We start from the raw sequence: 15083 nt of genomic DNA, 5'->3' as shown, positions 1-15083 counted from the left end.
CGGTGCCGCACGTGGTGACTCCCGCCGTCGGCCATGAGGCCCTCGGCCGGAGCTGGGCCAAAGCGGAGGGCGGGTGCGGGCAGCGTCCGGTTAGGCCGGTGTTGCCCCGATCTGCTGCATGAGGCTCAGCGTGTCGGAGGATCCCCAGTGTTCGGCCACCTTCCCGTCATCGATCCGGATGATGTCCGTGTTGCTGAATTGCACGCTCTTGCCGGTTGCCGGAATACCCAGGAACTCCCCTTTATGCGTTCCGGACATCACCACATGGCAAGCCTCCAGGTTGCCGTCGGCGAATGCCGGTTCCAGTTTGACGCTGAGGTCGGGGAACGCCGTGCGGATGACGTTGGTGTAGAACTTAACGCCGTCCTTTCCGTCCGGCTGCCCGGGCATCGGTTCCACATGGTCCTGGATGTCATCCAGCACGAATTCATCGATCAGGGCAAGATTTCCACCCACCAGCACTTCTTCGTAAAACCGCCTGAGGAGTCCAGTTCCCTCAGCCATTTTCGGCTCCTTTGTTCGGATGAGACCAGTCAAAAAGTCCCCCGGTCCATGGCCGCCCGCGCTCTGGCGGAGACGGCAGGTTACATCCCCATCCCGCCTGCCACCGCGGGAGTCAGGGCAACACCGAGCGCAATCACGGCCAGCGCCACCGCAACGGAACGGTTGGCGAGCCGCTTCCAGGGCAGCATCTTCTCCCCGGCGATGAACGCCCCGATCAGCGCCATCCATCCGACGCTCATCACCCCGAGCGCGAACAGCGCCACCATCAGCGCCCAGCAGCACGCCACGCACCAGGCGCCGTGCTCCATTCCCATGACCAGCGCTCCCCGGTACCCGGGCCGCATGCGGTGCAGGATGAAGTCCATGGGCGTCCGGCACTTCATCAGGCTGACGTTCTTGGCGGGCGTCAGCTGATAGACAGAAGCCAGCAGGATCACGCCGACTGCAAAGTAGCGTCCGCCCTGGTCCGAACCCACGAGCCCGGGAGCCAGCGACGCAACCGACATATACAGCGAGTAGGCCACCAGCCCGAAGGCCGTCCAGGAAATCAGGTAGCCGGCCACGAACACGGCGGTTGCCCCCGCGGGCGCATACCGTCCCGTGGTGCGGCGGTGGCGCTGGATCCGGTCATAGGCCACCACCATGGGCGCCACGGACGGGAACATCATGGCCGCCAGCATCACCACCCACGTGGCGACGAAAAAACCCAGCGGGCCGGGATCCGTCCAGCGGCCCATGTCCATTCCGTTCAGCTGGGTTGAGGTGACAATCCAACTCGCCGCAGCGAGGAGCAGGAGGACGGCGACGAGGCCGGCTTCCCGCGGGTCGATCCGCGAGGCCGCGGCGGCCTGAGAGCGGGCGTGCCCGACTGCCTGCACGTCCCGTCTCCTGGCCAGCTTCCGGTGAAACATCGGCCGGCCTCAGCCGCGGCCCTTGGGGGCGCCCTCCGCCATTTCACTGGCGAAGCTGAAATCGGACGTCTCGCCGTACACGCCCCGGAAGATGCTCCCGAGGGCGCGCACCTGTGCGTCCGAAGCGGCGTCGTCGACGACGGCCCCCACCTTCCACTCGCCTGCGGCCAGATGGGAGGGGAACCAGTTGGCGAAAGCGAAGTCGACACCGGACAGGTCCGTGTCGTCCAGCTTCCCGCTCGCGATGTGGAAGACGTTCATGGGACCCTCCTCGCCGGCGCCGTCGCCCAGCAGAAGCGGCCCGGATCCGGCGCCGAAAATACTTAGGAAACGGAGCGGAATGCCCCGTTAAGGCAGAGGGTATTCCGGCGGAATCCGGCTGTCAATAAGCCGTGAAAACAAGGAAACCAGGGTGCGGCTGGTGCCCCAGGAGGCCCCTTTTTGGCCTCGCCCCTCAGCTCATTTCCGTTCGCGCCACAGTAGCGTCACGCCGAAGGCCACCACACCGAGCACCAGCATGGTGAGCACCATGAGGCCCCAGTTGGCCTGGTTCACGCCGCTGCCGTAGAAGATGCCGATCATCACCGTGGCCGTGATGGCGCCGAGGTACCGGCAGGTCTGGAAGATGCCGGCAGCCACCCCGCGCTCGTGCGGCTGGGTGGAAATGTACATGCCCTGGCTGGAGGCGATGCTCACCACGCTCCACGGAATGCCCATCAGCGCGGTGAGCGCCAGCACCAGCGGGATGGCGAAGGAAGCGGTCAGCAGCCACATGGCCGCCGCGGCGGCCACCAGGAACAGCACCCCGGCAATCAGCACCCGCCGCACCCGGAAGCGGTCGATCGCGCGGACCGCGAACGGCGTCGCGATAACGGACATCGCTGCCAGCGGCAGCATCAGGAGACCGACGACGCCGGGATCGTAGCCGGCCGCTTCCTGCAGCAGCTGCGGCAGGCCGAAGAACGCGAAATAGTAGATGCCGTTGAACACCGCGAAGCCCAGGTAGACCAGCAGCAGCGGCCGGTTCCGTCCGAGCAGCCGCAGGTCCAGGAACGGCGGGCTGAACTTCAACTCGCGCCAGACGAACAAGCCGGCCAGCACAGTACCGCCGGCCAGCAGCCACCAGCGCGCATCCGGCAGGACGTTCAGCAGCGCCATCATGACCAGCGTCAGGGATCCCACGAAGCCCAGGATGCCGGGAATGTCCGAATCGCGCAGCAACTCCGAGGCGCTGCCGCGTTCGCGGTCCTCGTCCACCGGGGCGAATTTCCTGACGATGAGGAGCGCCGCGAGGGACAAGGGGACGTTGATCAGGAACAGCGCCTGCCAGCCGACCAGGCTCACCAGCAGCCCGCCCACCACCGGGCCTACCGCCGCCGCGGAGGTATTGGCCATCTGGATCCGGCCCAGCGGCCGGGTGGACTTCACCTTCGTGGCGCGGTCCAGTGCCCCGACGATGACGACGGCACTCGGATACGCGGTGGCCGTGCCCAGGGCCATGAGTGCCCGGGCCACGCAGAGCAGGGCGAAGTTGGGAGCGAACGGAGCCAGCGCGCAGGTTACCGCGACGAGGACCATCCCGAAGCTGAACAGGCGCCGCGGCCCGAAGCGGTCCGCCAGCCGGCCCATCAGCGGCTGGCCCGCCGCGGACGTGAGGTAGAAGGCGGTGATCACCCAGGTGACCGTGGCGACGTCGAGCCCGAAATCAGCGCGCAGCACCACGAGGGCGACCGCGATCATGGACGAGTTCAGCGGGTTCAACGACGTGCCCAGGCTGAGGCCGGCCACGGCGAGGGCTGTCCGGGGTTTGTTGCTCACGGAAACAGTCTCGCCTACATCGGCGCGGGAGTCCGAACTTGGTTGCGGCCGCGCGCCGTCAGAGCCGCTCACCGCGCCCCCGAGAGAAGGCTGCGGCGGCCTCAGCCCTGCTTCGTGCCCTTCGTGCCCTTCGTGCCCTTCGCCACGGTAAACAGGAACGTGGAGTCCTCTTCCGCTTCCAGGCTGTGCAGGCCGTCCGGGACGATCAACAGGTCGCCCGGCCTGCCGTCCCACGAGTTGTCGCCGGCGCGCAGCCGGAGGCTGCCCTGGAGCACAAAGACCGTGGCATCGCCCGGATTCTGGTGCTCGCTCAACTGGGTGCCGGCCTTGAGGGCCATGACGGTCTGGCGGAGCACTTTCTCGTGCCCGCCGTATACGGTGTCCGCAGCGCGCCCGTTGTTTGCTGCAAGCGCCGCGGCGAGCTGCTGCCGGGCAAGGGCCTCGATCGAAATCTTCTGCATGAGGCCACGGTACCCATCAGGACTCCCGGGCGATATAGGCCGGTGGTCCCGCATCCGTGTCAGCCCTGGTCCGGGAAGGCACGAACGGACATTTGAAGCCCTCGGCTACGCGACCCCGTCCGCCCCCGTCCCACGGCGTGGCCGAACCATCCGGATCACGGGGAGCCCCTCCCATTCGGGCGGAAGCAGTTTGCGTGCACCGTCGGGCCGAAAGCCGTGTTTGAGGTAGAAGGCCCGCGCCCGGGGATTGTCCTCGAGCATCCAGAGGTACGCCGGTGAATCGCTAACGGCGGCACGCAGCAGGGCGGCACCAAGGCCGGTGCCGTACGTGCGTTGGAGGACGTAGATCGCATACACCTCCAACTGTTCGGGCCCGTCCGCATCGAGGCCGGGGCCCGCGTCGGCCAGCCCTACCACTTCATTGCTGTCGTCCAGGGCAATGAGCCGTGGGTCAGGGGCCGCAAGGAATTGTCGGCGCTGTTCAACGCGTTCGGAAATGTTGGCCCTGCGGGCCCGGAAGAATTCCGGTGACAACTGGTGCGCGTAGCACTCCTCGTGCGCCAGTGTGTGCATACGCACCACGGCTTCAGCGTCCTCGGGAGTGGCCTGACGGATGCGGTAGTCCATCATTTCAGCCTAACCACCGTGCCTGCCTTCGTTTCGCTGTTCGTCGAGCTTCTGCCGGTCTTTCCGGACGCCCAGCAGGTAGCAGATGACGAGGAAGATGCCGATTCCCCCGAAAATACAGGTGAGGACGGTGCCGACTCCCCTAAAGAACACGCCGTCGCTTTCAAACCCCAGCACCGTTGCCTGACCCGGGTCGGATTCCCGGTAGACCACCTTAACCTCCTCGCCCACCAGGGGGTGCTGTTCAAAGTCCACGGCAACCCACTCGTACCGGGCCGCACCGTCGGCTGTCTGGAACTCCACTTTCATCCTGCGGGCGGAAGCCTTCGATCTGTCGTGGAATTCCGTGATCGTTCCAGGGACCTGTTCCCCGGTCCGCACCAACTCCTCGTCGGCGTTGATCTGCAGTGTGCCCGCCACCATCAGAACCGGTCCGAGACAGAGGACCAGCACGGTCACCATTAAGCTCCCCAGCCCCCACGGCTTCAGTTTCGACTTACGGTTCGCGGTTACGTTCGGTGAGGTCACGCCCCCCATTCTGCCCCACGGCTGACCTGCAGGGCAGCCGGGCGCCTTGGCCGGTTCGGAGCGCAACGGTGTGCGGGACCGGAACAAAACGCACGACGGCGGCGCCACGGTGCGGTGGGCGCCGCGGCAGCGTTAAATGTCAGACCCTCCCACCAGACTGTGTATATGCAAAGCACCGCAGCTTCCGAGGCACTGAACGCCATAGCGGCCTCCGTTGCTGCGCTGCATCGCCTGTGCGATAGTTCACGGCTCGCCGGAGAGTCGGATTCGGATCCCCTGCGGCAGCTTGCCGACGACTGCCTGGATGCCTTCACCGAGGTAGGCCGCATCGAAGCTCGAACCGCCGCCTTCAAGGTCCGGCTGGCTGACACGTTCGCCGCGGCGACCCAAGCCATGGCATCCCCGGCCGCGTCGCCCCAAGAGCAGTCCGCCGCGGAAATGGGCCTGCTGGCCGAATTGGCCTGTGCGCTGACCGTCACCGAAAGAACGGCGGGAGCCTTCCTGCAGGAAACCCGGCAGCTCACTGAGGCACTGCCACTGACGCTTGCTGCTCTGGAGGCCGGGACCATCTCCTGGCAGCACGCCCGGGTCCTCGTCGATGAAACCACCGGTCTAAACCCCGCCGCAGCCGCTACGCTGGAAGCGCATTTCCTGGACCCCGATGCTGTGAACCCGGCCCGTGGCTGCCCGCCCGGGGACCTCGTGCCCTCCCGGTTCCGCGCCAAAGCGCGCATCTGGCGGGAACGCCACCACCCGGTCAGCATCGAACAGCGCCACAGGACCAGCGCCCGGGACCGGCGACTGGAATACATCCCGGACCGCGACGGCATGGCCTGGCTCTCCGCCTACTTGCCCGCGGACACTGCAGCATCCATCTGGAACCGCGCCACTGCCGCAGCCAGGGACCTCCAAAGCCCGGCCGAATCCCGAAACCTTTCCCAACTCCGTGCCGACACCGCCGCCGCCTGGCTACTCGGCGGCGTCGCTGACGGCATCCCGTCGCCCAAGGCGCAGGTCCTGGTCACAGTGCCTGTGCTGTCGCTCTTGGGCGCCACGGAGGAACCCGCCCACCTGGATGGCTACGGGCCCATCCCACCCAGCATGGCCCGCCGGCTCATCGCAGACGGCGCCACCTCTTTCCGTCGCGTCCTGATCGACCCCGGCACCGGGGCGCCGCTGGAAATCCAACGCGCCAGCTACCGCATTCCAGCGGCCATGCGCCAATGGCTTCGCCTCCGGGACAGCAAATGCCCGTTCCCCGGATGCAACAACCAGTCCCTGGACACTGAAGCGGATCACATCACGCCCTGGCACGAAGGCGGCACCACCGGAGTCTCCAACCTCGGCCAGCCATGCCGCAAACACCACCGCCTCCGGCACACCACCGGCTGGAAACCGGTCGATGCCAGCCACGACGCGCCACCCGGCTGGGAATCACCCTCAGGACGCCGCTACCCCGGCGAACAGCATGACTGGGAAGCACCTTGGATGCCACCTGCCAACCACTGGCCACCCGACGTGGTGCAAACTGCTGCGACGGCGGAGCCCACCCCCGGCGCGGATTATGGTCCCGATACAGACCTGCCCGTCGACCCGTTCCCGGACTGGGAGTCGTGGATCGCCGCCTAGATACGCGGCTTGACTGCGCCTTCACTCACGCTGGCGCCGCCGTGCGCCGGCTAAGCCCGGGCGCGCGCCGCGAGCGCCACGCTGAGGAACTCCAGGTGGCCCGGCGTCGTCGCTACGGTGCTGGCGGCATACTCCGGGTGCTTGGTGAGGAACTTCTTGATGTAAGGGCACACCGGCACAATGGCCAGCCCGGCAGCCATGGTTTCGTCCAGGGCGACAGTGGCGAGCTTGCCTGCGAGCCCCTGGCCGCCGTATTCCTCGTTGATCACCGTGTGGTAAAAAATCCGCTGCGGCGAGTCGCCGGCGTCGTACGTCTTGTACGCGGCCTTGCCGATCACGTTGCCGGCAACAAGCACTTCAAAGCGCTCACGGTCCGGGTTATGGCGGATGGTCACATCAGTCATCGGGAACTCCTTGATAGCGTCTCTCGCTACAGCCTAACCTCGAGGCATCTGCCGTTATTTCCGACCGAGGAGCGAACATGCCCGCCAACGACGACGAAGCACAAATCCTGGACCAGTGGAGCCACCGGCTTGCCAACGCCCTGCAGCTCCTCGACCTCGACTTCGACCGCGAACTGATCCTTGACCTGGCCGGGGAATCCGCGCGGTCCGTCACCCACGCAGCGGCGCCAATCACGGCGCTGATGGTGGGCTACGCGGCGGGTCTCGCCGCGGGCGCGAGAAACACGGGCACCACAGGCACAGCAACCGGAAGCGGTGGTCCCAAGGAGGCTTCCGCTGCGGCTGTCGCCCAGGCTGCCGCCGTGGCTTTCCGGCTGTGCGAGGACGGAGCGGACGGCGGCCCGTCCAGCAAGGGCTGGGCCGACACCGCCCAGTAAGCCGACCCCCCACGGTAACAACAGCCCGGTAGGGTTGATATCAACTCCACCGACTGGAAGGCACGCAGCATGCAGGTCCCCCTCTACGTATGGATTCTGACCATTATCGGGATTGTGGGCCTGCTGGCCTTCGACTTCTTCTTTCACGTCCGCAAGGCGCACTCCCCCAAGCTCAGGGAGTCGGCCACGTGGTCGGCGATCTACGTGGGCCTCGCCCTGGTTTTCGGAATAGGCGTGCTGGTCTTCGGCGGCCCCACCATGGGCACGGAATACTTCGCCGGCTATGTCACGGAGAAGGCCCTGTCCGTGGACAACCTCTTCGTGTTCCTGATCATCATGGCCAGCTTCAAGGTCCCCCGGGCAGACCAGCAAAAGGTACTCCTGTTCGGCATTGTCTTTTCCCTGGTCGCCCGCACCGGCTTCATCTTCCTGGGCGCCGCCCTGATCAACAGCTTCGCCTGGGTGTTCTACATCTTCGGCCTCATCCTGCTGATCACCGCCGGCAACCTCCTCAAGCCGGATTCGCATGACGACGACTCCGAGGGCCTGGTGGTCCGGCTCGCCAGGAAATTCCTTCCGGCGTCGCAGCACTACGACGGCGACAAGCTCTTCACCGTGGAAAACGGCAAACGGGTCCTGACCCCCATGCTCCTGGTGATGGTGGCCATCGGCGGTACTGACATCCTGTTCGCCCTGGACTCCATTCCGGCAATCTTCGGCCTGACCCAGAACGTCTTCGTCGTCTTCACCGCCACGGCATTCTCCCTCATGGGCCTGCGCCAACTGTTCTTCCTCATCGATGAACTGCTGGACCGCCTGATCTACCTCTCCTACGGCCTGGCCGCGATCCTCGGCTTCATCGGGGTCAAGCTCATCCTCCATGCGCTGCACGAAAACAACCTGCCGTTCATCAACGGCGGCGAACACGTGACGGTCGTCGAGATCAGCACCGGCCTCTCCCTGACAGTGATTATCGGCGTCCTGGTGGTCACCGTCCTCGCCTCGATCTACAGCCCCAAGGGCAAGGCGAAGAACATGGTCTCCGGCGCCAAGCGGCACGCCACCGAGTACGTGGACCTGAACTACGAGACGGGCATCGCCGAACGCGAGGAAATCTTCAACAAGATGGTGCGCGAAGAAGCAGAGCTCAAGAAGCTTCCCGAGAAGTACAAGCGGCTCATCCGCGACGAGACCGAGTTCATGGACCTGCTCAAGCAGGCACACGCCGAGCACGACGAAGCCCTGCAGCGGGAAGGCCTCACGTAGGGCCGGCCGCCGGCCTAACCGCCGGCGTCCGGCTCAGTACACCACGTCGAAGCTGCTGAACTCCCCCGTTGCCGGCGACACCGACTCCTCCACGTGGTCCACGCGCCCCGGCGCGTCATCGGACCTCAGCCAGCGGCGGAACTCCAGCACCACCGATTGGGGACCTTCGACGACGACGGCGACCGTACCGTCGTCGTCGTTCCTCACCGTTCCGGTCAGCGAGAGTTCCTCAGCCTTCCGCACCGTCCAGTACCGGAACCCGACCGCCTGGACCACACCTTCGACGCGCGCCCGCAGGCGGACGTGCTGCCCCGAATCCTGATCTGCAGCATCAGCCATGATTCCAATGTAGTGCGGTGACAAGGGGTTTCGCTCCCCACCGGGCAGGCTCAACCTGCCGCGGTTGTGTTGGCGGCATGCTTGGCTTTGCGGCGCCTGGAGCGCGACCACACGAGGATGGCACCAATGGCTCCGATGAGCACCGGGATGGTTACGCCCAGCGGCTGCGCCCAGTCCTTCACCAGCTCGTTCAGCACATAGCCCAGTTCAATGTCCACCTGGATGTCCTCCCGGAACGTCTCCAGGCTCAGGTCCGGCCCGTCCTCCGCGGTGGCAAACAGCTGCAGGGTCATAGTCTTCCGTCCCGCGTCCCGGGGCGTGATCCACCAGCGCCACTCCGCTACGCCCTGTTCCGGGACAAGCATCTCGCCGCTCGGGTTTCCGGCCCGCTCAATGGTCATGCCCGGACCCGACAGGTCCGCCCGCATCTCTTCGCACACGATCGGCGCACGGGTTTGCACCGGGTTGGTTCCGGGGATGTTCTTTTGGTGGTCGGCGCCGGGATCACCCATCGTGAGGTGCAGGACGAATTCCCTGGTTTCGCCCTGGCGCATGGGCGACGGCGGCCGGAACGTCAGCTCGCCCTTGACACAGGTTTCCAGGATCTCCTTGGCCCGCCTGGCCCGTTCGAAGGCAGTTGAGGTGGGGAACGGCGGGGTTGACGCTTCGCCCTCAGAGGGCTGCGTTGTGGTCCGAGACTTAGTCGGGAAAGGACCGGGACCCGCTCCGGGTTTCCACTCCGTGGGCTCGTCGACACCTGGGGTGGGTCCACTCCCGGCCGTGGGCCGCGGGGTGGCGCCTGCGGATGTCGGCTCCGCAGTCGGGACCGGGGTGCAGGCGCCCAGCCCCAGCACTGCCGCGAGCACCAGACAGGCGGCCACGCACAGCGCACTCAGGGCGGATGCCATAGCCTTCGCACCGCTCGCAAGCCACTGCTTCCCCAGTGCGTACATCAGAACCCCGACTACTGATGGAACCGAGTCCTGATTCGAGTCTGCTCGGGCGCGCGGGGCCCGTCAAGGAGCCCCCGCAAGCCTGCGCCGCCTCAGCGCGCGGGCCGCAGCGAGGTGATCATCCGCCGGATGTTCCGGTACTCGCCCGTCTCCACGTACAGCTTCGCCTTCTCCCAGTACGGAAGCGACGGGTCCCCGGGGGTGGTGTTGTTCGCGGGGTCGTAGCCTGCCCCGAACATCGCGCCGCTGGGCGGCCACCTGAACAGCAGGAAGATGGGGCAGGCCAGCGTCCCGGTCTCCTCCGGAATCATGGTGATGCCGTAGGCCGCGATGGTTTCGGCCGTCCGGGCGGGCGCTGAGGCGTCTCCCCTGGTCTCGAACATAAAACGGGGTGCGTTTTCGTCCGGCACGCCTTTCTCAGCCAGGGCTGTCATGGGTGCGGAGTCCAGCACCGCAAACGGGTACTGCTGGACGCACTCCGAGCCTGTCACGATCCTGGTTTCCAGGACAGCCATCGGCTTCCCCGCCACGTTCAACACCTCCACATGCACCCCGCCGAGCGGCGATTTTCCGGCCGGATCCATGATGGTCCAGTCGCCCGGATAGTCGAACGTCAGGTCCCGGTCCGACGTCGTAAATGTCTTCCAGCCTGATGCGGTGGGAGACGGCAACCGGCTGGGGGACGTGCCCGACGGCGCCGGTTCAGCCGGGGGTGCGCCCGCCGTCGCACTTGGCCCGGCGGCCGTGCCGGTGGCCGGACCAGTGGCAGTGCCAGCGGCGGTTCCGCTCGCTGTTCCGCTCGACGCCGCGCTGGCGGAACCGTTGGGTTGAGTTGCGCTCCCGGACTCCGGGCCCGATGGAGCAGGAGTCGGCCCGCATGCTGCCAGGAGCACTGCCAGGCAGGCCCCCGTAGCGGCTGTTGCACGTGAACGTGCCGGTCCAGATGATCCATAGCCGGGCATCATTGATCGGCGCATGCAATCCTCCTCATACAGCTGGGGGATTAATTGTGGCCCGGCAGCAAGCGGCCTGCGCGGGGCGGGGGCAATCTGCCGCCAAAACGTTGCGCACCGCGGACAGGCCGCGGTGCGCAGCGTTCGTCCTGTGGCCCTGGATTCCTAGGCGGGCCGCAGCGAGGTGATCATCTTCTTGATGTTTTTGTACTCCTGGGTGCCCATATACACCTCGGGCGTATCCACATGCATCTCGTTGCCGGGAGTGGTGTCGAAGGGGTCATACACGCCGCCGAACATCGCCCCGCTGGGCGGCCAGTTGAAGAAATGGAAGATGGGGCACGCTTCCGTTCCGGTGGGTTCAGGCGCGGTTGTGATGCCGTACGCGAACACGGTCATCAGCTTGGGATCCGTGGCGGCAGTGTCCGTCCGGGTCTCGAAGGTGTACCGGGGCACGGTGCCGTTCTGTTCCAGCGCCGGAAGCGGCTGCGACTCATAGACGCCGAACGGCTGTTTCACCGTGCACTCGGAGCCGGTGACCATGTTCGTCCGGAGCGATGCCAGGTTTTTGCCGTTGGCGTTGGTGATTTTCACGAACACGCCGCCGGCAGCTGCTTCTCCGGCCGCGTCGGTGATCTTCCACTCCTCCGGATAATCGAACGTCAGTCCGTCGGCGGTGGTGTAGGCCTTCCAACCCGCTTCGGGATTCGAGGTGGCTGGGGTTGAGGCGGTGGCGCTCGGCGATGCCGTGGAGGTGGGGGAAGCCGACGCGGTGGAGGTGGCGGTGGCCTCCGGGGAACCCGTCGACGGTGACGAGGCCGGAGGGCCGCAGGCTACCAGCAGGAACGCGAGGCATAGAGCCCCGGAGACTGCGATGGCCGAGGGCGCTGAGCGGTGCATCTGTTCTCCTGAATTTCATGAGACCGCGAATAATTCCTCAATTGTGGACCGCCGCCCGGCTCCGACCCAGCAATAAATCCAATCGATGTCCAAATGTTATCGGCACGCCTGTGGCCGGCTGGATTTCGGTGGTTCCCGGAAGCTTGATAGAGCTTAACCAATGCAAGAATTCCTCACCCCGGCAATGCCCTTCCTGGCCATGGCGCTCGCGGTAGCAGCAGGCCTGGTCCTGTCCTGGCTGATCCGCAAGACTGTCCTCCGGCTCAACCGCCGCCGCCCCGAACTCCACGCCACCTCGCGCGTGGCACGGCTTCCGTTGCGCCTGGCCCTCTGCCTGATCGGCGTCCGCATCGCGCTGGTGCTGACCACCGACGACGGCGGGTGGCGGTCCGCCGTCGACCATCTCCTGCTGATCGCCCTCATAGGCACCCTGGCCTGGCTCGCCGTCGCGGTGCTGCTGATCGTGGAGGCCCTGGTGCTCAGCCGCTACAGCGTGGACGTGGCGGACAACCGCCGGGCCCGGCGCCTGCGGACCCAGATGATCCTGGCACGCCGGATCGGCGTGGCCCTCATCGTGGTGCTGGCGGCAGGCAGCGTGATGCTGACCTTCCCCGCCATTCAGGCCCTCGGCGCCGGGCTGCTTGCCTCCGCCGGCGTGATCTCCATCGTGGCGGGCCTGGCCGCCCAGACATCGCTGGTGAACGTGTTCGCAGGCATGCAACTGGCCTTCACCGATGCAATCCGGGTGGACGACGTCGTGGTGGTCCAGAAGGAGTGGGGCCGGATCGAGGAGATCACCCTGACCTACGTGGTGGTCCACATCTGGGACGACCGCAGGCTGATCCTGCCTTCCACATACTTCACCACCACGCCGTTCGAGAACTGGACCCGCCGCCAGTCCGAGGTGATGGGCACCGTGGAGTTCGACCTGGACTGGCGGGCGCCCATAGAGGACATGCGCACCGAGCTCCGAACGGTGCTGGACGGAACGGACCTGTGGGACGGCCGCGTGGGCATCCTGCAGATCACGGATGCCACCAACGGCTACGTCCGGGTGCGGATCCTGGTGAGCGCCGCGGACAGCGCCGCCCTCTTCGACCTGCGCTGCCTCATCCGCGAAGCCATGGTGACCTTCCTGCAGCAGGGCCATCCGGAGTCTCTGCCGCACGTGCGGTGGGAGCCGGTGCACCCCGCGTCCTCCCGCGAGGCTCCCCGGCAATCCGCCGTGGAGTCCGTTGACCAGGGGCACCCGGGGCACGCCCGCCCGCAGTCCGGCCCGCAGGACTCCCAGCTCTTCACCGGCTCCGTAGAAGCGATCGAGCGGTCCCGCGCGTTCACCGGCCCGGGCGAGGAAGTCTTCGAAGACCGCGACAAGACGCTCTCCGCACGGAACTAGCAGCCCTTTCCTGCCCGGCCGATCTGATCAATAATCAAACCGAGCCCCATCATCAGACCCGCCGCAAGCAACTGAGGAGACCAGGCCATGACCACCCACGCGGAGCCCGCAACGGAACCCCCTGTCAGTCCTGCTGAGGACAACGATGACGAGACAACCACGGACCCCGGCTGGTTTCATAAAGCGGTGGTCTACCAGATCTATCCGCGCAGCTTTGCGGACTCCGACGGCGACGGCATAGGCGACCTGCCGGGCATCATCAGCAAGCTGGACTACCTGCAGAAGCTGGGGGTGGACGTCGTCTGGCTCTCCCCCATCTACACCTCCCCGCAGGATGACAACGGCTACGACATCAGCAACTACCGCGACGTGGACCCCATCTTCGGCAGCCTGGCCGATCTGCAGCAACTGACCGACGGGCTGCACTCGCGGGGCATGAAACTGGTGATGGACCTGGTGGTCAACCACACCTCGGATGAGCACCCGTGGTTCGTGGAATCACGTTCCTCCAAGGACAACCCCAAGCGCGACTGGTACTGGTGGCGGCCGCCCCGGCACAGTCCGGAAGACGGCACGGGCGCAGAACCCAACAACTGGGGCTCCGCGTTCTCCGGCCCGGCCTGGGAGTTCGACCAGGCCAGCGGCGAGTACTACCTGCACCTGTTCTCCCGGAAGCAGCCGGACCTGAACTGGGAAAACCCGGAGGTCCGCGCCGCCGTCTACGACATGATGAACTGGTGGCTGGACCGCGGCGTGGACGGCTTCCGGATGGACGTCATCAACTTCATCTCCAAGGACACAGCCCTGCCGGACGGGCCAAAGGCTGACGGCATGCTGTTCGGCGACGGCAGCCCGCACTTCATGTCCGGACCCCGGATCCACGAGTTCCTGCACGAAATGCACCTCGAAGTCTTCGCCGGCCGGGATAAGCCGTTGCTGACCGTGGGCGAGATGCCCGGCGTCACGGTGGAGGACGCCGTCCTGTTCACAGACCCTGCCCGGCGCGAGGTGGACATGGTGTTCCAGTTCGAGCACGTGGCGCTGGACCAGGAAGGCGGCAACAAGTGGCGGCCCAGGAAACTGCGGCTCACCGACCTGAAGCAGTCCCTTGGCCGCTGGCAGGAAGCCCTGGCCGAGCGCGGCTGGAACAGCCTCTACTGGGGCAACCACGACCAGGCCCGTGCAGTGTCCCGTTTCGGCGACGACGGGCAGTACCGCGAGCTTTCCGCCAAGATGCTGGCCGGCATCCTGCACCTGCACCGGGGCACCCCGTATGTGTACCAGGGCGAGGAACTGGGCATGACGAACATGAGCTTCGGGGCCATCAGCGACTACCGCGACATCGAGGTGCTCAACCACCACCGCGAAGCCACCACCCACCTGGGCCACACCGACGCCGACGTCCTGGCCGCCCTGGCGCCCCTCAACCGGGACAATGCCCGCACCCCGGTGCAGTGGGACGCCACCCGGCATGGCGGGTTCACCACCGGAGCGCCGTGGATCGCGGTCAACCCGAACACCAGCCACATCAACGCCGCGGAGCAGGAGGAGAACCCGGACTCGGTGTTCAGTTTCTGCCGCCAGGTCATCGCCCTGCGCCACGCCGAGCCCGTGGTGGCGGAAGGTGACTTCACCATGCTGCTGCCCGACGACGAACACGTCTACGCCTTCAGGCGGTCACTGCCAGGGTCAGCGGCCGGTGCGGCTGCCGGTACGGCTGCGCCGCCGGGGGTGCAGCTGCTGGTGCTGGGCAACTTCTCCGGGGAAGACCGGACCGTGGAGCTCGACGGCGGCGGCTGGGGCGATGCCGAAACCGGCGCCGACGAACCTGAACTTGGCCACTACCCGGCCGAACTGATCCTGGGAAACTACCCGTCGGAAGGAACAGGGACACATGCTGAAATCACGCTCCGCCCCTGGGAGCTGAAGGTCTTCCGCCGGCAACACAACAACTGAA

17 protein-coding genes are annotated in these 15083 nt (G+C 66.2%); 5 read left to right on the top strand and 12 right to left on the bottom strand.

Annotated features, from left to right (window positions below):
* Positions 1-90 precede the first annotated feature (90 nt).
* From ACSQ12_RS04900 to ACSQ12_RS04870, 7 genes are all read right to left on the bottom strand, one after another.
* The gene (locus tag ACSQ12_RS04900; protein ID WP_436064549.1) at positions 91-504 is read right to left on the bottom strand and encodes an ester cyclase; all 414 of its coding nucleotides are present in this window, start codon (positions 502-504) and stop codon (positions 91-93) included.
* An 80-nt stretch (positions 505-584) separates the two neighbouring features.
* Positions 585-1382 carry a DUF2182 domain-containing protein gene (locus ACSQ12_RS04895; RefSeq protein WP_436064548.1) on the bottom strand — a complete coding sequence of 266 codons (798 nt, stop codon included), beginning with the start codon at positions 1380-1382 and terminating at the stop codon, positions 585-587.
* A gap of 42 nt (positions 1383-1424) precedes the next feature.
* Positions 1425-1676 (bottom strand): DUF1326 domain-containing protein, encoded by a 252-nt coding sequence (locus ACSQ12_RS04890; RefSeq protein WP_436064547.1) that lies wholly within the window; start codon positions 1674-1676, stop codon positions 1425-1427.
* 198 nt (positions 1677-1874) lie between these two features.
* Positions 1875-3233 carry an MFS transporter gene (locus ACSQ12_RS04885; RefSeq protein ID WP_436064546.1) on the bottom strand — a complete coding sequence of 453 codons (1359 nt, stop codon included), beginning with the start codon at positions 3231-3233 and terminating at the stop codon, positions 1875-1877.
* A 101-nt stretch (positions 3234-3334) separates the two neighbouring features.
* Positions 3335-3694, bottom strand: coding sequence for a cupin domain-containing protein (locus ACSQ12_RS04880; RefSeq protein WP_436064545.1), 360 nt, complete (start codon positions 3692-3694; stop codon positions 3335-3337).
* A 105-nt stretch (positions 3695-3799) separates the two neighbouring features.
* A complete protein-coding gene (locus ACSQ12_RS04875; protein WP_436064544.1) occupies positions 3800-4321 on the bottom strand; it encodes an N-acetyltransferase family protein in 522 nt (173 codons plus the stop codon).
* Between the two features lie 9 nt (positions 4322-4330).
* Positions 4331-4849 (bottom strand): DUF3592 domain-containing protein, encoded by a 519-nt coding sequence (locus ACSQ12_RS04870; RefSeq protein WP_436064543.1) that lies wholly within the window; start codon positions 4847-4849, stop codon positions 4331-4333.
* A 165-nt stretch (positions 4850-5014) separates the two neighbouring features.
* Here ACSQ12_RS04870 and ACSQ12_RS04865 point away from each other — a divergent pair, with 165 nt between their 5' ends.
* Positions 5015-6478, top strand: coding sequence for a DUF222 domain-containing protein (locus tag ACSQ12_RS04865; RefSeq protein WP_436064542.1), 1464 nt, complete (start codon positions 5015-5017; stop codon positions 6476-6478).
* 50 nt (positions 6479-6528) lie between these two features.
* On the opposite strand, the gene ACSQ12_RS04860 is transcribed toward ACSQ12_RS04865, so the two are convergent.
* The gene (locus tag ACSQ12_RS04860; protein WP_436064541.1) at positions 6529-6882 is read right to left on the bottom strand and encodes a GNAT family N-acetyltransferase; all 354 of its coding nucleotides are present in this window, start codon (positions 6880-6882) and stop codon (positions 6529-6531) included.
* A gap of 77 nt (positions 6883-6959) precedes the next feature.
* Here ACSQ12_RS04860 and ACSQ12_RS04855 point away from each other — a divergent pair, with 77 nt between their 5' ends.
* Together ACSQ12_RS04855 and ACSQ12_RS04850 are read left to right on the top strand one after the other, a co-directional pair.
* Positions 6960-7319 (top strand): DUF6457 domain-containing protein, encoded by a 360-nt coding sequence (locus ACSQ12_RS04855; protein WP_436064540.1) that lies wholly within the window; start codon positions 6960-6962, stop codon positions 7317-7319.
* Positions 7320-7388: 69 nt separating this feature from the next.
* The gene (locus ACSQ12_RS04850) at positions 7389-8585 is read left to right on the top strand and encodes a TerC family protein (RefSeq protein ID WP_436064539.1); all 1197 of its coding nucleotides are present in this window, start codon (positions 7389-7391) and stop codon (positions 8583-8585) included.
* Between the two features lie 33 nt (positions 8586-8618).
* On the opposite strand, the gene ACSQ12_RS04845 is transcribed toward ACSQ12_RS04850, so the two are convergent.
* The 4 genes from ACSQ12_RS04845 to ACSQ12_RS04830 form a co-directional block, all read right to left on the bottom strand.
* A complete protein-coding gene (locus ACSQ12_RS04845) occupies positions 8619-8924 on the bottom strand; it encodes an acylphosphatase (RefSeq protein WP_436064538.1) in 306 nt (101 codons plus the stop codon).
* A gap of 50 nt (positions 8925-8974) precedes the next feature.
* Positions 8975-9877: a hypothetical protein gene (locus tag ACSQ12_RS04840; RefSeq protein ID WP_436064537.1), complete on the bottom strand. Its 903-nt coding sequence runs from the start codon at positions 9875-9877 to the stop codon at positions 8975-8977.
* Between the two features lie 92 nt (positions 9878-9969).
* A complete protein-coding gene (locus ACSQ12_RS04835) occupies positions 9970-10854 on the bottom strand; it encodes a hypothetical protein (protein WP_436064536.1) in 885 nt (294 codons plus the stop codon).
* A gap of 141 nt (positions 10855-10995) precedes the next feature.
* On the bottom strand, positions 10996-11730 hold the full coding sequence (locus tag ACSQ12_RS04830; RefSeq protein WP_436064535.1) for a hypothetical protein: 735 nt from the start codon (positions 11728-11730) through the stop codon (positions 10996-10998).
* Positions 11731-11890: 160 nt separating this feature from the next.
* Between ACSQ12_RS04830 and ACSQ12_RS04825 the strand changes: the two genes are divergently transcribed.
* Positions 11891-13126 carry a mechanosensitive ion channel family protein gene (locus ACSQ12_RS04825; protein ID WP_436064534.1) on the top strand — a complete coding sequence of 412 codons (1236 nt, stop codon included), beginning with the start codon at positions 11891-11893 and terminating at the stop codon, positions 13124-13126.
* An 87-nt stretch (positions 13127-13213) separates the two neighbouring features.
* Positions 13214-15082, top strand: a complete 1869-nt coding sequence (locus tag ACSQ12_RS04820; protein ID WP_436064533.1) for a glycoside hydrolase family 13 protein — start codon at positions 13214-13216, stop codon at positions 15080-15082.
* Position 15083 lies beyond the last annotated feature (1 nt).

Source organism: Arthrobacter sp. LjRoot14, assembly GCF_964253905.1.
Taxonomy (GTDB): Bacteria; Actinomycetota; Actinomycetes; order Actinomycetales; family Micrococcaceae; genus Arthrobacter.
Note: the sequence above shows the minus strand (reverse complement) of the source record. Positions and strands in the feature narration are given on the sequence as shown.